The 17,519-nt window shown below is 66.0% G+C and carries 18 protein-coding genes; 8 read left to right on the top strand and 10 right to left on the bottom strand.

Annotation, left to right across the window (positions count from 1 at the left end; genetic code table 11):
- Positions 1-100: 100 nt before the first annotated feature.
- Entirely contained in the window at positions 101-997 is an 897-nt protein-coding gene (locus tag GOAMR_RS13570) for a DUF7847 domain-containing protein (protein ID WP_138943725.1), read from the top strand.
- Here the strand turns inward: GOAMR_RS13570 and GOAMR_RS13565 are convergent.
- Together GOAMR_RS13565 and GOAMR_RS24825 are read right to left on the bottom strand one after the other, a co-directional pair.
- Complete coding sequence (locus tag GOAMR_RS13565) at positions 983-2,377, bottom strand: MFS transporter (RefSeq protein WP_005188651.1); 1,395 nt, start codon at positions 2,375-2,377, stop codon at positions 983-985. The genes GOAMR_RS13570 and GOAMR_RS13565 overlap by 15 nt on opposite strands.
- Positions 2,374-2,652, bottom strand: a complete 279-nt coding sequence (locus GOAMR_RS24825; RefSeq protein ID WP_005188648.1) for a hypothetical protein — start codon at positions 2,650-2,652, stop codon at positions 2,374-2,376. The genes GOAMR_RS13565 and GOAMR_RS24825 overlap by 4 nt, the downstream gene beginning before the upstream one ends.
- Before the next feature lie 287 nt (positions 2,653-2,939).
- Between GOAMR_RS24825 and GOAMR_RS13555 the strand changes: the two genes are divergently transcribed.
- A complete protein-coding gene (locus GOAMR_RS13555; RefSeq protein WP_005188645.1) occupies positions 2,940-4,100 on the top strand; it encodes an AAA family ATPase in 1,161 nt (386 codons plus the stop codon).
- Positions 4,100-4,678 (top strand): hypothetical protein, encoded by a 579-nt coding sequence (locus GOAMR_RS13550; RefSeq protein WP_005188644.1) that lies wholly within the window; start codon positions 4,100-4,102, stop codon positions 4,676-4,678. The genes GOAMR_RS13555 and GOAMR_RS13550 overlap by 1 nt, the downstream gene beginning before the upstream one ends.
- A gap of 97 nt (positions 4,679-4,775) precedes the next feature.
- On the opposite strand, the gene GOAMR_RS13545 is transcribed toward GOAMR_RS13550, so the two are convergent.
- Positions 4,776-5,411, bottom strand: coding sequence for a TetR/AcrR family transcriptional regulator (locus tag GOAMR_RS13545; protein WP_005188640.1), 636 nt, complete (start codon positions 5,409-5,411; stop codon positions 4,776-4,778).
- Between the two features lie 191 nt (positions 5,412-5,602).
- Between GOAMR_RS13545 and GOAMR_RS13540 the strand changes: the two genes are divergently transcribed.
- Positions 5,603-7,099 (top strand): flavin-containing monooxygenase, encoded by a 1,497-nt coding sequence (locus GOAMR_RS13540; protein WP_050942719.1) that lies wholly within the window; start codon positions 5,603-5,605, stop codon positions 7,097-7,099.
- A 125-nt stretch (positions 7,100-7,224) separates the two neighbouring features.
- Complete coding sequence (locus tag GOAMR_RS13535; RefSeq protein ID WP_005188634.1) at positions 7,225-8,055, top strand: SDR family NAD(P)-dependent oxidoreductase; 831 nt, start codon at positions 7,225-7,227, stop codon at positions 8,053-8,055.
- A 3-nt stretch (positions 8,056-8,058) separates the two neighbouring features.
- On the opposite strand, the gene GOAMR_RS13530 is transcribed toward GOAMR_RS13535, so the two are convergent.
- Entirely contained in the window at positions 8,059-8,637 is a 579-nt protein-coding gene (locus GOAMR_RS13530) for a type 2 periplasmic-binding domain-containing protein (protein ID WP_244427411.1), read from the bottom strand.
- 110 nt (positions 8,638-8,747) lie between these two features.
- On the opposite strand from GOAMR_RS13530, the gene GOAMR_RS13525 reads away from it, so the two are divergent.
- Positions 8,748-9,815: a magnesium and cobalt transport protein CorA gene (locus tag GOAMR_RS13525; RefSeq protein ID WP_005188624.1), complete on the top strand. Its 1,068-nt coding sequence runs from the start codon at positions 8,748-8,750 to the stop codon at positions 9,813-9,815.
- Positions 9,816-9,978: 163 nt separating this feature from the next.
- Here the strand turns inward: GOAMR_RS13525 and GOAMR_RS13520 are convergent, their stop codons facing one another.
- On the bottom strand, positions 9,979-10,551 hold the full coding sequence (locus tag GOAMR_RS13520; protein ID WP_040515253.1) for a suppressor of fused domain protein: 573 nt from the start codon (positions 10,549-10,551) through the stop codon (positions 9,979-9,981).
- Positions 10,552-10,636: 85 nt separating this feature from the next.
- Here GOAMR_RS13520 and GOAMR_RS13515 point away from each other — a divergent pair, with 85 nt between their 5' ends.
- Together GOAMR_RS13515 and GOAMR_RS13510 are read left to right on the top strand one after the other, a co-directional pair.
- Complete coding sequence (locus GOAMR_RS13515; protein WP_040515252.1) at positions 10,637-11,323, top strand: metallophosphoesterase family protein; 687 nt, start codon at positions 10,637-10,639, stop codon at positions 11,321-11,323.
- The gene (locus GOAMR_RS13510; protein WP_005188616.1) at positions 11,313-12,170 is read left to right on the top strand and encodes a hypothetical protein; all 858 of its coding nucleotides are present in this window, start codon (positions 11,313-11,315) and stop codon (positions 12,168-12,170) included. The genes GOAMR_RS13515 and GOAMR_RS13510 overlap by 11 nt, the downstream gene beginning before the upstream one ends.
- 27 nt (positions 12,171-12,197) lie before the next feature.
- On the opposite strand, the gene GOAMR_RS13505 is transcribed toward GOAMR_RS13510, so the two are convergent.
- The 5 genes from GOAMR_RS13505 to GOAMR_RS13485 form a co-directional block, all read right to left on the bottom strand.
- Positions 12,198-13,337: an ABC transporter ATP-binding protein gene (locus GOAMR_RS13505; protein ID WP_005188612.1), complete on the bottom strand. Its 1,140-nt coding sequence runs from the start codon at positions 13,335-13,337 to the stop codon at positions 12,198-12,200.
- A gap of 4 nt (positions 13,338-13,341) precedes the next feature.
- The gene (locus GOAMR_RS13500; protein WP_005188610.1) at positions 13,342-14,172 is read right to left on the bottom strand and encodes a carbohydrate ABC transporter permease; all 831 of its coding nucleotides are present in this window, start codon (positions 14,170-14,172) and stop codon (positions 13,342-13,344) included.
- A 4-nt stretch (positions 14,173-14,176) separates the two neighbouring features.
- Entirely contained in the window at positions 14,177-15,370 is a 1,194-nt protein-coding gene (locus GOAMR_RS13495) for a carbohydrate ABC transporter permease (RefSeq protein ID WP_005188608.1), read from the bottom strand.
- Positions 15,367-16,758 (bottom strand): ABC transporter substrate-binding protein, encoded by a 1,392-nt coding sequence (locus GOAMR_RS13490; protein ID WP_138943728.1) that lies wholly within the window; start codon positions 16,756-16,758, stop codon positions 15,367-15,369. Before GOAMR_RS13490 ends, GOAMR_RS13495 begins: the two co-directional genes overlap by 4 nt.
- A gap of 242 nt (positions 16,759-17,000) precedes the next feature.
- A complete protein-coding gene (locus GOAMR_RS13485) occupies positions 17,001-17,486 on the bottom strand; it encodes a YflT domain-containing protein (protein WP_005188601.1) in 486 nt (161 codons plus the stop codon).
- Positions 17,487-17,519: the final 33 nt, after the last annotated feature.

Genomic DNA, 17,519 nt, shown 5'->3' with positions numbered 1-17,519 from the left:
GAGGCCAGGAACCAGTGGCCGGTAAGGACGATGTCTGCACCAACGCGAAAGCCAACTGCAGGTGCCTGCACGCCAGGATCCCGGTCCCTACGATGGGGCCGTGACCATCGACCCAGTTCGGCCACCCTTCACCCACTTTCCAGCTTCACCGCCGCGATTCGACGTCGACCGCGCATTCCGGCAGAGCATTCGCATGTTGTTCCGCGCCCCGGTGACACACCTCGGAATCACCCTGCTGATTCTCACGTGCACCGCGACGATCGGGATGATCGTCCACACCCTGATCTCGCCGATCACCCCGCAGCCCGGTGACAACGAACTCGACCGCATCGGCGCAGTGACAGAAATTCTGTGTGTCGCCGGTCTGATCGTCGTCGCGACGAGCGTGTGGCCACTTAGCACCATCCTTCCCGTCCTGTTGTCCAGACGTCTCGGGTCCGGTCCGTCATTGGGCACGGCCGCCACCGCACTCCCGGCAAGTCTGGTCGCCCACCTCGCGCTTCTGCTGCCGGTCGCCGTGGTCATCGTGCCCCTCTGGATTCTCGCCGACAGCGGGAACTCACTCGTCGCCCTACTCGGTTACATGGTGTCGAGACTGGTTATCCTGGTCGCAGTTGCCCTCAGTATCAGGTTCGCGCTTGTCGGACCGATCATCGCTCTCGAACGCTGCGGTCCCGTTCGTGCTGTCAGGCGATCCTGGCAGCTCACCGCCGACAACTACCTGTCGCTGGCAGCGGTTCTGATGCTCTGCGGTGTGGTCGCCGCCGCCATCCTGGTCCCGATGGGTCTTCTTTGCGTCCTTCCGACATCCCTCGTCGCCGGAGACCTTCTGTGGTCCGCGTCGGACTCCGACCTCACCCTGGCACCGGCATTGCTCACGGGCGCCGTCGTCGTCGCCTCGGCCGTGTCCGTCGCCATGATGTCGTCGGCGATCTGGGCCGGCTACCTCGAATGCCGTACCGCGGAGATCGCACGATCCGGGTTACCGCCCCAGTGAATCCTGGCTGTCGGTGTCGTAGACCGGGCCGATGCGGGTGGCGGCCGCGATTCCGGTGGCCGCGGCGACGACGGCGAGCGTCATCACCGCACCGAAGGTGATCGACGCGTCGGCCGTCGTGTGCAGTGCCGCGAAGATGCTGCCCGCGATCGCGACGAGGATGGCATTGCAGAGGGCTTCGGCCACCGACAGTGAGGAGGCATTGCGTCCCTGCGCGTCGTCGCTGGACAACCGCATGATCGCCACCGAGGTGCTGGCCGTTGCCAGGCCCATACCGAATCCGGCGACCACCCACACCGCGACGACCACACCGATCCACGTCGCCGGCAGGTAGGCGGTGATCGCCGCACCCGCCACACCAAACGTTATGGAGCACGAACCGGCGACGATGATCCGGTCACGCCGCATCCGGGTGCCGAGCCGCGACTGCGCCCAGGACCCGGCGGTCCAGCCGAGCGAGCCGACGGTCAGCAACGTGCCCGCCCACAGCAGGCGCATGTCCCGGCCCTCGACCAGGGACAGCGGCAGAAAGACCTCGGTGCTGAAGAATGCCCCGGCGAACAGGCCCCGCGTCGCGACCACCGCCCGGATCGCCGACGCCGGGCGATCGACTCCACGGCCGAAAAAGCCCGCGGGCAGTACCCGCGGCAATGCGATGACAAACAAGATCACGACGAGAACACCGATCACCGGCGCCCACAGATCGAGGCGCTGACCGGCTACCCCGATCGCCGGCACCGCCGCCGCGACGAGCACGGCCGCCCAGATCGGCACCGCACCACTGCCCGGGTGTCCACCGTCGAGCCCGGCGCGGCGCACGGTGACCAGGTTGGGCACGGTCAGCACCACCCACACCGCAACGAGAATAAGGACGCTGAAAAACACCCACCGCCAAGATAATTGGTCGGTGAGATAGGCCGCGACCGGTGGTCCGGCCAGCGACGGCAACACCCAGGCCGTGGACACCCAGGAGAACACCCGCGGCCGATCCGGCTCGCTGATCACCCGCGCGATCAGCACATACAGGGCCACATTCAGCGCACCGCCGCCGACGCCCTGAATCAGCCGGCCCACGATCAACATGACCATGTCGCTCGCCGACCCGGCGACGATCAGCCCGACCGCAAAGATCGCCATCCCCAACGAAAGTGGCCGCACCGGGCCCAGCCGGTCGCACATCCGCCCCGCCACCACAGAAGCGAACAGCAGCCCGACCTGAAAGGTGGAGAACACCCACCCGTACCAGGCCAGATGTCCCAGATCGCCGGCCGCCTTCGGCATCGCGGTGGTCACCGCGATCGACTCGAACGCCACCGCCGTGACGCCGACGCACATCCCGAACGTCAACCGCCCCTGCGACAACCCCGCTGTCGGAGTCACGGCCCCGCCGTCGCCCGCGCCGGACCCGGCTTGCGCGCTACGTCCTCCGGGCATCGGCCGGACGTCACCCTCTCGCTTTCGGTCTTGCCGATCGCTGCTACCGTCATCGCGTCTTCTGCGTGGAAATTGTCGCCGTGGAAGAACACCACTTCCTGATCGAACAGCAGCACCCGCATCACCTTGTCGGCCTGTATGCCATGCTCCTGCGCGACCTTTCGGACCTCCTCTTTCAGCCGCCACGCCAGATTCTGCGCCTTGCGCCGCGTGGTGAGCAACGCCGAACGATGATCTCGCGCAGCATCCGCAGACCATCTGCCTCGTGAGCGAACTCCGACGGAGACACCTCGACCCAGCGCTCGTCTACCGACACCCCACCCGCCTCTCCCGATTGCCCAACCTGCGAGTTTTGAGGCTACCAACCGAGTCCGACACGGCGCGCCGCAGCACGACATCGCCGACGGCAACGGACCGGCTCCACACGATACCCTGGCGACGACGCACCCCAGCGCCCGCAACCTGCGAACTGCAGTGCCTGGCCTCACCACCATGACGAGGAGACCCTATGCGTGTCACACATGTCACCGCCGGAAACTGGCGCAACTTCAAGTCGCTGGACGTCGAAATCGGGAACCGACTGTTCGTCGTCGGCCCCAATGCGGCAGGCAAGTCCAACTTTCTCGACCTGTTCCGTTTCATGGGTGATGTCGCAGGTCCAGGTGGCGGACTCTCGGCCGCTCTGGACAAGCGGGGAGGTCTGGCGAAAGTCCGCAGCCTGTTCGCCCGCAATCATCAAAAGGGCCGCCTCGTTCTCGATATTCAGTTGCAGGACGGGGACGACCGATGGCGCTACGAGCTACGCATCCGCGGGCAGTCCGGCGGTCAGAACAAGCCCATCGTCGACACGGAGGTCGTTGAGCTGAACGGTGAGGTGATTCTCACTCGGCCGGATACCGCCGACAAGGCCGATCCCGAGCGTCTCACCCAGACGCATCTTGAACAGATCGGGTACAACCAGCAGTTCCGCAAACTGGCCGAGTATTTTGCCAAAGTCCGGTACTTCCACCTGGTTCCCCAGGTCATCCGGGAACCCGTTCGTCTCATCGGCGGGACAGACGTCGACCCCTACGGCAGCGATTTCATCGCCGAAATGAATGCGCTCACCCCCAGGACACGAGACGCTTGGTTGCGACGCATCCAAACCGCCCTCCAGGCCGCTGTTCCCGAGTTTCAAACACTGAAACTGAAAGTCGACCCGGCAGGACGGCCACATCTTGAAGCCGGGTACCGAAACTGGCGCGCCACACCGTCCCGGCAATCCGAGGCCGATTTCTCCGACGGAACGCTGCGCCTCATCGGCCTCCTGTGGACATTGGTCAGCTCAAAATCCAATGGCGGCGTATTGCTCCTGGAAGAGCCCGAACTATCGCTGAATTCGGCGATCGTACGGACACTACCCACCGTATTGGCAACCGCGCAACGCGATAAGACCCTCCAGGTTCTCTTGTCCACCCACGCGCCCGAGCTCCTCGACGATGAGGGCGTGCTGCCACGTGAAATCCTCGTCCTGCAAGTGACAGGCGATGGAACAACTGCTCAGCTCCTCTCTGAAATCGAGAAAGCCACAGACGATATCGAAGCAGGTCTCCCCGTTTCCGAGATCGTCGACGGCTTCATCTCGCCCCAAGATCTTTCCGGTCTGATCAACGTCGGCACCGGTCGCTGATGGTCAACATCGCCGTGGAGGGGGAATCCGACCGCGAAGCCGCGAAATCCGTGGTGATCGCGGCCGGCAGAACAGTCGACCGAGTGGCCGTCGCCGGAGGCAAGACACGGCTCGACCCCAAGATACCGAAGTATAATGCCGCCGCGAAAAGACAAAGCTGGGTCGTTTTCCGCGATTCGGATGGGACTTGCCCGGTTCAGCTTCGTGAACAGTTGCTCTCAACGCTGACGAGTGCGCAGAGCAAACGATTTAGTTTGCGGATCGCCCACAATATGACTGAAGCATGGCTGATGGCCGACAATACCGGGTTTGCCGAATTCTTTCACGTGCGTATCGGCAAGATTCCAGTGGATGTGGAAAACCTTCCCCACGCCAAACGGACGCTGCTGGACCTCTGCAGGAAGTCGCCTCGGGCGATTCGAGATGGCGTGGTCACGTCTGACGGGCTGACCGGACCTGAGTACGTCTCACGAATCAACCGGTTCGCGAAGGATCACTGGGACGTGTCAGCGGCAGCAACAAGGTCCGGAAGTCTGCAGCGAGCAATCGCCGCGATCAGACTCCTCCCAGAGGATTGAGAGATAGCTTCCGCGTCCCGCGTCACGAACTGCCTCCCGCAAATCGGATATCGCGGTATCCGTTGCGCGGGAGGCAGTTTGCGGCACAGTAGCTCGCTCAGAGGTTGGTGAGGGCGGCGCCTGTGGCCAGGGCGGGAAGAGCTGTGGTGACCAGGGCGATGAGCTCACCCTTGGTGACATCCTGGGTGGCGAACCAGTTGATGGTGGCCTCCTCGACGAAAGCGATCCAGCCGTGGACGGTGAGGCGGACGATCGGGGTGACCTCGACGCCGAGGGCCGGGGCGTAGGCGTAGATCCGCTCGGCCATCGCCGCGCGGGTGGTGTCGAACACGGCACGCATCGCCGGGTCGTAACTGGCGGCGCCGCGCAGGACCGCCATGTAGGCATTGCGGTTCTCGCTGACGTAGTCGATGTAGGCCCGCATCGACTTCTCGAGCATCTCCAGCGGATTCTCGACCGTGGCGTCGGGCTGGGTGCAGGCGAGCATCTGGCGGGCCTGGGCCTGGGCGAGAGCGACGTGAAAGTCCTGCTTGGACTCGAAGTAGTGGAACAGCAGCGCCCGCGAGACTCCGGCGGCGTCGGCGATGGCGTCGATGGAGACATCTTCGATGGGGGATTCGCGCAGCATGGCAAGGCCGAGCTCGATGAGTTGCTCGCGACGGGCCTCCGGGCTCATCCGGGTGCGGCGCGGCTTTTGCGGTGGAATGGCCGCACGCTCGGCTGTACTCGTCACGACAGTTGCACCTCCAGATCGCCGCGGGCCGTGTATGCCCAGTACGCCGCCGGTCCGAGGGCTTGATACCCCTCACCTTCCCCGCTGAAGGGCGCTCACCCCGAACCGGCGGTACCCTCACCCTAGACCCTTATTGATTAATGCTCAATAGGGTATTGACGCTGGGTCAATAGCACCCTATCGTGTCCTCCATGACAACGAACGATGTTCAGGTTGCCGTCATCGGCGCGGGATTCTCCGGCCTCGGTGCGGCCATCAAACTGAAGCAGAACGGCTTCGACGACTTCGTCCTCCTCGACCGCGGCCAGAACTTCGGCGGCACCTGGCGCGACAACACCTACCCGGGCGCGGCGTGCGATGTGCCCTCGCAGCTGTACTCGTACTCCTTCGCGCTCAACCCCAACTGGACCCGCTCCTACGGCCATCAGCCCGAGATCCACCAGTACATCAACGATGTCGCCGACAAGTACGGCATCGGCGCCAAGACCCGCTGGGGTTCGGAGGTCACCCACGCCGAGTGGAACGAGGACCAGGCCCGCTGGATCATCGACGTGACCCGCGACGGCACGAGCGAGCAGTACCGCGCGCAAATACTCGTCGGCGGCGTCGGCCCGCTGTGCGAACCCAACCTCCCCGACATCGACGGCATCGACAGCTTCGGCGGCAAGATCGTGCACTCGGCCCGCTGGGACAACGACTACGACTTCACCGGCAAACGGGTGGCCGTCATCGGCACCGGCGCGTCCGCCATCCAGCTCGTCCCCGAGGTGGCCAAGGTCGCCGCGCACGTCGACGTGTACCAACGCACCGCGCCGTGGATCGTGCCGCGCACCGAACGCGCCTACCGCCCGGCCGAGAACTGGGCGTTCAAGCACGTTCCGGGCGTGCAGAAGGTGATGCGCGCCGCCGTGTACGGCCTCAACGAGGTCACCGCGCTCGGTCTCACGTATGCCCCCAACGCCCTCAAGCCGGTGGAACTGGCGTGCCGCACCAACATCTCCAAGGCCATCACCGATCCTGAGCTCAAGGACAAGGTCACCCCGAAGTTCGCGGTGGGCTGCAAGCGCATCCTGCGCTCCAACAACTGGTACCCGACACTGGCCCGGCCGAACGTCGACCTGATCACCGACGGCATCAGCAAGATCACCGGCAGCAGTGTGGTCTCCAACGACGGCACCGAGCGTGAGGTGGACGTGATCGTGGTGGCCACCGGCTTCCACGTCACCGACTCCCCCGTGTTCGAGGCCATCGTCGGCGCCGACGGCCGCAGCCTCGCCCAGGTGTGGGCGGGCACCGGCATGCAGGGTTACAAGGGCACCTTCATCCACGGCTTCCCCAACCTGGCGCTGATGGTCGGGCCGTCCACCGGCCTCGGCCACACCTCGATGGTGTACATGATCGAATCGCAGCTCAACTACCTCGTCGACTACCTCAAGCAGGTGCGCGAGAAGGGCCTGACCCGCGTCGACGTGAAGGCCTCCGCACAGGACGAGTACAACAAGGGCATCCAGCACGCGCTGCGCAACAGCGTGTGGGAGAACGGTGGCTGCGCCTCCTGGTACAAGGACGCCAACGGCAACATCACCACCCTGTGGCCGGGCTTCACCTTCAACTTCCGCCGCATCACCCGCAAGTTCGACATCGCCGCCTACGACGTCGAGCGCGCGACCGCCGCCGCCTCGGCGTGACACCGAACAACCCTCTCGCCGATTGAGGCGCGAGGAGCCGACGCCGTCGGGTCACCGGGTTTCGAGGCTCATCGCCTAGCGGCTCTTCGCACCTCAACCAGCGAAACTCACTTCAGGAGGACAACATGAAAGACTTCCGCAACAAAGTCGTCGTGGTCACCGGCGCAGGTTCGGGCATCGGCCGCGAACTGGCCGTGCAGCTTGCCCGCAAGGGTGCCAAGCTGGCCATCTCCGACGTCGACGCCGCCGGCCTGGCCACCACCGAGCGCCTGGTCCGCGAGGCCGGGGCCGAGGTGCACACCCAGACCCTCAATGTGGCTGAGCGCCAAGCCGTTCTGGACTACGCCGAGACCGTCGCCGCACACTTCGGCGGCGTCAACGCGGTGTTCAACAACGCCGGCATCGCCCACCACGGCGAGGTCGAGCACACCGAGTTCAAAGACATCGAGCGCGTCATCGACGTCGACTTCTGGGGAGTCGTCAACGGCACCAAGGCCTTTCTGCCGCACGTGATCGCCTCCGGCGACGGCGCCATCGTCAACACCTCGTCGCTGTTCGGTCTGCTCGCCGAACCGGGACAGGCCGCCTACAACGCCGCCAAGTTCGCGGTGCGCGGCTTCACCGAGGCACTCAACCAGGAGATGATCGTCGCCAAGCATCCGGTGAAGGTGACCTGCGTACACCCCGGTGGCATCAAGACCGCCATCGCCCGCAACTCCACCACCTCCGGCGATCACGACCAGAAGGCCACGGCCGAGTTCTTCGACAAGTACCTGGCCCACACCTCCGCGGCCAAGGCGGCCGAGGTCATCCTCGACGGCGTCCGCAAGGGCAAGGCGCGGGTGCTCATCGGCGCCGACGCCAAGATCCTGGACATGTCGGTGCGGCTGGTCGCCTCCAAGTATCAGGGTGTGAGCGCGCGGGTGACCGCGCTCGCGCTCAGCAAGGCCAAGTAGCCCTCACATCCCGTGTTCGGTGAGCCACGAGACCGCGAGGTCTCGTGGCTCATCGCCGTTTCCGGCCTTGCCGGCGAGGGCCTCCAGGTCGGCGGTGGTCAGCTCTCCGGCCACCTTGTTGACCGTCTTCATCTGTTCCTTCGACAATGCCGCCGACCGGTACACCGGCACCAGCACCTGCCCCGGCTCACCGGCCACCACCAGGGTCTGATCGCCCACCGACACCCCTTGCGGCAGTGACTGATTCAGCTCGGTGAACACATCCTCCGCCGGCACGGGGGTCGTCTGGGGCGCGAGTTCGGTCAGCAGAGTCCGGCTGAACGCGCCGAACAGGTCCACATCGGCGGCCGCCATCTTCTCCAGCAGTTGCGGGTCATCGCCGATCACCACCGCGTCGGCCACGTCGGCGCCGCCGCGGCGCAGCGCCCCTGCGTAGATGTCGGCGACCACCCGCATCATCGGATTGTCGGCCGCACCCACCACCAGCCGATGGTGCGGCGCCTGACCGGGGTCGTCGCAGGCCGCCATCGTCGGCACCAGTACCGCGATCACGCACATCAGCGTCCACACACTCCTGCTCACCGGTCCCACGGTATCGCCCCACCACAGGGGCCGCGCCCGCCCCACAGGGAGTTACCCGCGAGTCGGGAGCGCGAGGGGACTTTCGCCACTACCATCGGTTCGTGCCCTCGATGCCACACCTGCGGGCAGGACTGTCCCGCTCGCGCCTGCCGCTGCCACGGATCCCCGTGCCCGTCGCTGGGACCGTCGTCGACTGCGCGGTGTACGTCGACGGTGTGCGGGCCGCCGGAACGATGACCTACACCGACGCCCTCACACAGGTGCGCGCCAGTGGCGAAGGGTTCGTGTGGCTGGGCCTGCACGAACCGGACGCGATGCAGATGCAGAACATCGGCGAACTGTTCGGCCTGCACGAGTTGGTGATCGAGGACGCCATCCACGCCCACCAGCGGCCCAAGCTCGAGGTGTACGACGACATCCAGTTCCTGGTGCTGCGCACGGTCAAGTACGTCGAACACGAATCGATCGACCAGGCCAGCGAGGTGGTGGAAACCGGCGAGATCATGATCTTCACCGGCCCCGACTTCGTCATCACCGTCCGCCACGGCGACCACACCCACCTGTCCGGGGTCCGCCACAAACTCGAGGAACGGCCCGAACTGCTCGCGCTCGGGCCGATGGCCGCGCTGCACGCCATCGCCGACCGCGTCGTCGACTCCTACCTCGCGGTGGCCACCAAAATGGACACCGACGTCGAGGCCATCGAGAACGCGGTGTTCCAGCCGTCGCAGCGCCGGGTGCACATCGAGCCCGTCTACATGCTCAAACGGGAGGTGCTCGAACTGCGGCGGGCGGTGTCGCCGCTGGCGATGCCGCTGACCGCGCTCACCTCACCCAACCGTCCCGGCGTGCCCACGGAGATCCGGCGTTACCTCGGCGACGTCGCCGACCACCTCACGATGGTCATCGAGCAGATCGTCGAATACGACATGGTGCTGTCGTCGCTGCTCGACGCCGCCACAGCCAAGGTGGGTATCCAGCAGAACACCGACATGCGCAAGATCTCGGCGTGGGTGGCGATCGGTGCCGTTCCGACGATGATCGCCGGCATCTTCGGGATGAACTTCGAGCACATACCCGGGACCAACCACGAGTGGGCGTTCTTCTCGCTGCTCGTGCTGTTGAGTGTGATCTGTGTGGGGCTGTTCGTGCTGTTCCGGCATCACCGGTGGTTGTAGCGGGGTTCGGTGCGAGGGTGGTTGCCTCATGTGGGTACCTCGCCGGACCCTTCGTGACCCTCGCTCCTTCGTCGCTTCGGCCTCAGGGATCAACAGGGGTAACCGACGCTTTCCTCGGCCCGGCCCCAAGCGGCAAGAGAGGTACACGACTCGGCATCAGGGGTCAGAGGGAGGCGGCCGAGCGGGTGGGTGAGGTGACGTCGATGGCCGCTTCCGTCCAGGCCTCGCGCAGGGCGTCGACGCCCTTGAGGCGCACCCAGGCGGCCTCGTTGGCGGTGATCGGGATGGCCCGCAACAGGGTGACCGGATCCATCGGCTCCGGCAACGGCACCGCACCGAGGTCGTCGGGTTCCAGGACCAGGGCGGTGCAAGCCGACCCGTCCCACAGCGGCTCACCGAGATCGATCAGGGCGTCGGCGGCCAGGATCAGGCCCTCCACCGCCGGTGCCGCGGCCACCGTCGCCAGGCGCTTGTGCAGGCCCGGTAACGCGACTCCGGACTGCATGCGCACTACGATCTCGGCGCGAGGTCCACGCACCGGGTCGGGGTTGAAGTCCGACGGATCGCTCATCGGATGCCGCGCACACCCGGAGGTCACGTACACGAGCCCGGAGTCGGTCTGGAACCGCAGCACGTCGATCGGTTCGACACCCAGGAATGTCACCGACGCCTTCTGCGGCTGCATACCCAGGTGTTCGGTCAGATACGCGGTCACCGCTCCGCTCACTTCAGTCACCCGACCACCGTATCGGTCACTCCGAACAGGTGGTGCGTGTGCCGCTATCAGCCCGGCCACCGTCGTCAATCACTACGCTGAACGGGTGGTGCGTGTGCTGGCTGTGGCCGACGAGGTGGTCGATTCCCTCACCTACGGCGTCGGGATCGAGGAGAAGCCCGACCTGATCCTCGGTGCCGGTGACCTGCCGTTCTCGTATCTGGAGATCCTGTCGACGCTGTGCGACGCCCCGTGCGTGTTCGTGCCCGGCAACCACGACGCCGACCTGCACGGGTACCGGCGCGGACGCACCGGATGGACCCGCAGCGGCCTGCCCACCGATGATCCCGGCCCGGCGGGCGCGATCAACGCCGACGGGCGCACCGTGCGGGTCGCCGGTCTGACCATCGCCGGGCTCGGCGGCTGCCGGCGCTACAACGCCGGCCCCAACCAGTACACCGAACGCGCCCAGCGCACCCGGGCCGCGAGGCTGCGCCTCGGCTCCCGCCTGCGTCGGCGCGACATCGACATCCTGCTCACCCATAGCCCTGCCCGCAGCGTCGGCGACGGCGACGACCTGCCCCACCGGGGCTTCCGGTGCTATCACCCGCTGGTGGCGAGCCTAGATCCGGTCCTGTTGGTACACGGGCACGTTCACCCGTTCGGCACCCGCCCCGACGACCGCCTGATCGGCGAGCGCACCACGTCGATGAATGTGGTGGGCTACTGCCAGTTCACGATCGACCCCGCGACCGGCGCCGTGGCGGTCGGAAGGAGACGCTATGGTGCGTGACACGGGCTTCCCCGCCGCCGACGCCGAGAACGATTTCAGCCGGATGCGCCGGCAGGCCGAACTGTCGCGGCTCGTGCAGTGGATGCGCCGCCAGCCCGCCGACGTCAACGAGATCCTGCCGTTCGACGAGGTGGTGGCAGCCCTCGGCCGCACCGGCGAGACCAGGCTCGGCCTGCAACAGGTGGAGGTCCGCAGCATCGTCGGAAGTGTGGACCGCACAAAGGATTTCGACAGAAACTTCCGGCCCACGTCGTCGCATGTGCGGACCCGCTGGGAACGGCTGGCCACCGCGCAGCGGCGCGGTGAGTCGATGCCGCCGGTGGAGCTGTACCGCATCGGCTCCATGCATTTCGTCATCGACGGACACCACCGGGTCTCCATCGCCATCGCCCGGCATCAGCCCGTCATCGACGCCTACGTCACCGAGATCCACACCCGCATCTCCCCCGACGGCATCAACGCGCCCTCGGACCTGGTGCTCAAGGATCACCGCAGACTGTTCCTGTCCCGGGTGCCGCTGTCCGACGAGCAGGCCGACGCGGTCCGGCTCACCGACCCGCCCCGGTACGCACAACTCGCGGAAGCGGTGGAGGCGTGGGGTTTTCGGCTCACCCAGGAGATCGGCGAGTTCCTGCCGCGGCCCGAGGTGGCGCGACGCTGGTTCGGTGAGGAGTTTCTTCCGGTGGTCCGGATGGCGCGCCGGGCCGGGATCCGGCCGGAGGTGACCAGCGACGCCGAACTGTACCTGCGGCTCGCCGGCGAACGATACCGGTTGTTCCGTCGGCACATCTGGGACGACGCGGTGTTCGCGCAACTGTCCGACGCCGCCCGCCGCTACCGGCGCTGAGTGCGTCGGCAGCGGCGGAAGCGGCTGTCAGAGACGGAGATTGGCTCCCGAGGACTGGTCGAACACCGAGACCTTGCGGGTGTCGTAGAACAGTTCGGTGCGCGAACCCCGGGCGGCCTGCGATTCCGGTGACAGCCGGGCCACGAACTGCCCGGCGCCCACCGACGCCGCGTCGGCGTGCGAGGCACCGTCGTGATCGAGGTCGAAGTAGGCGTACTTGTCCGAACCCATCGACTCCAGCACCCCGATGTCGGCGATGAAAGTGCCGCCGGCCGAACGGGTCTGCGCGTCGACGAGGGCGGCGTCCTCCAGGTTCTCCGGACGGATACCGATCAGCACCTCACCGTTGCCGTTCGCCTTGGCGACCACCTGGTTGTGGTCGGGCAGCGTGACCTTGCCGATCGCGGTGTCGATGGAATCACCGCCGAGCCTGCCGGGAATGAAGTTCATCGACGGCGAGCCGATGAAACCGGCGACGAACAGGTTGACCGGATTGTTGTACAGCTCCTGCGGCGAACCGATCTGCTGCACATAGCCGCCGCGCAGCACCACCACCCGGTCGCCGAGGGTCATCGCCTCGGTCTGATCGTGGGTCACGTACACGGTGGTGGTGCCCAGACGACGCTGCAACTGCGAGATCTCTGTACGCATCTGCACACGCAGCTTGGCGTCGAGGTTCGACAGCGGCTCATCCATCAGGAACGCCTTGGGCGAGCGCACGATCGCCCGGCCCATCGCCACGCGCTGGCGCTGGCCGCCGGACAGGTTGGCCGGCTTGCGATCCAGGTACGAGGTGAGATCGAGGATCCGCGCGGCCTCCTCCACCTTCTGGTTGATCGCCGCCTTGTCGAGCTTGGCGAGGGTGAGCGGGAACGCGATGTTCTGGCGCACCGACATGTGCGGGTACAGCGCGTAGCTCTGGAACACCATGGCGATGTCGCGGTCCTTGGGGGCGCGTTCGTTGACCCGCTCCCCGCCGATGCGCAGTTCGCCGGAGGTGATGTCCTCCAGTCCGGCGATCATGTTGAGGGTGGTCGACTTTCCACACCCCGACGGGCCGACCAGGATGATGAACTCGCCGTCGGCGATGTCGATGTTCACCTCGTGCACGGCCGTGGAGCCGTCGGGGTACTTCTTGGACACGCTGTCGAGAACGATGTCGGCCATGGAGCTATCCCTTCACCGCGCCGGAGGTCAGACCGGCGACGATACGACGTTGGAAGAAGAGCACAAAGATGATGATCGGGATGGTGATGATGACGGCCGCGGCCGCGATCGATCCCGTCGGTTCCTCGAACTGCGACGAACCGGTGAAGTTGGCGATGGCCACCGGCGCGGTGATGGCGCGGTTGGTGGACGTCAGGGACAGTGCCAGGAGCAGATCGTTCCAGGCGAAGATGAACACCAGGATGGCCGCGGTGACCACGCCGGGCGCGGCCAGCGGCGCGATGACCTTGGTGAACGCCTGCATCGGGGTGGCGCCGTCCATCTTGGCCGCCTTCTCCAGCTCCCACGGGATCTCCCGGAAGAACGAGGACAGCGTGTAGATCGCCAGCGGCAGCGCGAACGTGATGTACGGCAGGATCAGGCCGGGCCAGGTGTCGAACAGCCCGATCGCGCGTTCGATGTTGAACATCGGTGTCACCAGCGACACCTGCGGGAACATCGCGATCAGCAGCGCCGCCCCGATCAGCAGCTTCTTACCGGGAAAATCGAGCCGGGCCACCGCGTAGGCGGCCATCGTGCCCAGCAGCACCGCGATGAACGTGGTGATCAAGCCGATGCCGATCGAATTTCGCAGTGCCGAAGTGAAATCGCCCGCGTCGAAGATGTCCTTGTAGTTGTCGAACGTCCATTCCTTGGGGATGAAGCTGCCGTCCTTGACGGTGCCCGGCGGTTTGAACGAGAGCGAGACGATCCACAGCAGCGGGATGATGGCGTAGAGCACCACCAGCAGGTTGGCGATGCCCCACCACGCCTTTTTCGATCCGGTGTTATTCATGCCGCTACCGCCCCTCACTGTCAGAGCCGGGCGCGGCCGTGCCGAAGCCCTTGACGAAGACGAATGCGATGATCGCGACGCAGAGGAAGATCAAGATGCTGATCGCCGATCCCACACCGAGATTGAACGCCTTGAACAGGTTGTCGTAACCGAGCATCGACACCGAATAGGTGTTGTTGGAGCCCTTGGTGAGCACGTAGATGTTGTCGAACACCCGGAACGCGTCGAGGGTGCGGAACAGCAGCGCCGTCAGGATCGCCGGTTTCATCAGCGGAATGATGATGCGCACCAGCCTTGTCCAGGCGCCCGCGCCGTCGACCTGGGCCGCCTTGAGCAGGTCGTCGGGCACCAGCGCCAGACCGGCCAGCAGCAGCAGCGCCATGAATGGGGTGGTCTTCCACACCTCGGCAAGGATGATGATGAACAGCGACGGCCACTGCGAGGTGAGCGGCGCGCTACCGTCGGGCAACAGGTTGGCGAGGTAACCGGTGCCCGGCGTCCAGGCGTAGTACCAGGAGAACGCCGCCGCAACGGTGACGATGCCGTACGGGATCAGCACCACGGTGCGGATCACGCCCTTGCCGAACAACGTCCGGTGCATCACCAGCGCGATCGCCATGCCCAGCACCAGCTCGATGACCACCGAGACGACCGTGATGAACATCGTCACACCGAACGAGGTCCACCAGTAGCCGTCGGACAGCACCGTGCCGTAGTTGCTGAACCAGACGAAACTGCGCTCTCCGGGCGACGAGAGGCTCTCTTTGTTCAGCGAGAGCCAGAACGCGTAGATGATCGGATACCCGGTGACCAGGGCCATCAGCAAGGCCGCAGGAGCGACCAGCCAGAACGCGAGCTTGCGTTCGGCGGCCTTGCCGTCGCTGATCTTGCGCCCGCGGCCCGCGTCGGCGGCGGGTTCGGTCCTGGTCGCCGTCGCCACCGCGGCGGCCGCGGGGACGGGTGCCGGTGGCTGCGCCGGCCCGGACACCGGTGCGGGGACCGCAGCAGGGTCCGGTGTGGGCGCGGTCGCCGGGTCGGGCGCCCGGTGCGCGGCGTCGGGCATCCGCTCGGGCGGTACCCACTGCCCCGCCGGACCCGCCGCGGGACGCTTGGGCTCCTCCGGATGGGTCCAGCCACCCGGCGCCGGCTCGTCGCCGCCGAGGGAATGGCGTCCGCCCCCGTTTCCGTCAGTCGTCATGGGATCAGACCTTTCCCGTCGATCGCCTTCTGCACCTGATCCGCCAGTTTGTCGACCATCGACTCCGGATCCCAGCTGCCCACCGGCGACAACGTGGCCGTGACCAGGGTGGAAATCGATTGGTAGACAGGCGATGCCGGCCGCGTCGCGGCGCGTCCGGCAGCGAGCTGCTCACCGATGATGTCGCCCATCGGATAGGCCGCCTTGAAGTCCTTGTCGTCGTAGAGAGACTTGAGCACCGGCGGGTTGCCGCCGTCGATCGCGTAGATCTTCTGCGATGCCGGGGTGGTGAGGCATTCGGCCGCCTCGAAGGCCAGTGCCTTCTGCTTGGAGGTGCTCGCGACGCCGATGTTCAGACCACCGATGGTGCTCCTGGCCGGTGTGCCCGCGGAGACACCCGGATACGGGGCGAACTCGAACTTGGTGCGCACCAGGTCGTTCACCTCGCCGAGTGCGCTGTCCTCGGGCTCACTGGTCAGCAGCGAGGAGTACTTGGTCATTTCCTTGAAGAACGGCACGTCGCCGGCCGCCGCGTTGGACCGCATCGAGGCGAACACGAACGGCCAGTTGATCTGGAAAGCCGCCTTGCCGCTTTCCATTCCGAGCCTGCCCGCTGTCTCGTCAGCGTTGGTGATAGACGGATCGTGACCGGGCGCGGTGGCCACAGACTTGAGAATCTGCAGCGCCTTGAGTGTGGCAGCGCGGTGCTCGGGGGTGTCGTTGAGCGTCTGTTTGGTCGCGTCGTCGGGGTCGACGACCGATCCGCCGGCGCTGATGAGGACCGAGTTGAACCAGACCATCAGGCCCTCGTACTGCGCGCCCTGCTCCATGATCCAGCTCGGGCCGCCGGCCTTGCGGATCTTCTCTGTGGCCTCCAGCATCTCGTCCCAGGTGGTGGGCGCCTTCGTGGTGCCGAGGTACTGCTTCATCAAATCGGGCCGGTACCAGAGCAACTGGGTGTTGCTCCACGCCGGGATCGCGTACAGGCGCTTCTCGGAGTCGTCGTCGGTCTTCCAGAGCGCGCTGGAGAGCGGGCCGCCGAGGGTGGTCTGCTGCACCTTGGCGGCCAGCTCGTCCGGCACCGGTTCGACCCAGCCCGCGTTGGCGAACTCGGCGGTCCACACCACGTCGAGGCCCATGAGATCCAGGCCACTGTCGTTGCCGGCGAGTCTGCGGGCGAGCTGCAGGCGCTGGTCGTCGGCGGCCTTCGGCAGGATATGCACCTTGAGCTTGTACTTGCCGCCCGATTCCTTGGTGCATGCGGCGCTCGCGGTCTTGGTGATCGCCCCGGCGTCGGCGTTGGTGTAGATGTTGATCGTGCCGGTCTCATGACCGGAGCCGCAGGCCGCCAGCGGAATCCCCACGGCCACCGATGCGGCCACGGCCAGCGCCCTGCGTCGGACACCTCTCGCTTCGGCCGATCCTCCCCGTTCCCCCGGTCCAGGCCCGTCCGCTCTGCGTCGGCCCGCCTTGCGTCGGACTACCCTGCGCCTTGTCGTCACACGTCCTCCTCACGCCATTGTTCGGTTTCTCAACCTAACAGAGCACGGTGTGAGCTAGGGCACGTTTGGTTCGCGCGTGCCAGCGGGTAGGGCAGACAGTCTCAACATGAGACATTTGTTGACAGATCTCAGATAGTCAGCCGGGCGAGCATATCCCGCGCCTTCTCGGCGCTGCGCGGATCGCACAGGACGTCGTAACGGCCGGCGACGAGTTGCATCGTCGAGGCGAAATCACGCTGGCCGCGGGTGGCCGCGTACGGGATCGTCGTGGAGATCACCCCGAAGATGATGCCACCGACGAGGCCGAAAACGATGGGCACCAAAGGATTCTCGACGACGATCGACACCAGCAGACCGAAGAACAGGCCCAGCCAGGCACCCGAGACGACCCCGCCACCGATCACCTTGCCCCAGGTGAGCCGGCCGATCACCTTCTCCACCTGCATCAGATCGACACCGACGATCGTCACGTCCTGCACCGCGAACTCCTGATCGGACAGGTAGTCGACGGCACGCTGCGCCTCCGCGTATGTGCCGTACGAACCGATCGGCCACCCTTTGGGCGGCGTGGGCAGCGCGGCACCCGGCTTGGGCGGTTGAATCGGGTTGGACATGGCCTCTCCACTCCTGTTGTCAGTGGCCTCTAC

The organism is Gordonia amarae NBRC 15530 (assembly GCF_000241345.1).
GTDB classification, from domain to species: domain Bacteria; phylum Actinomycetota; class Actinomycetes; order Mycobacteriales; family Mycobacteriaceae; genus Gordonia; species Gordonia amarae.
This window is presented reverse-complemented; position numbering and strand designations above follow the sequence as displayed.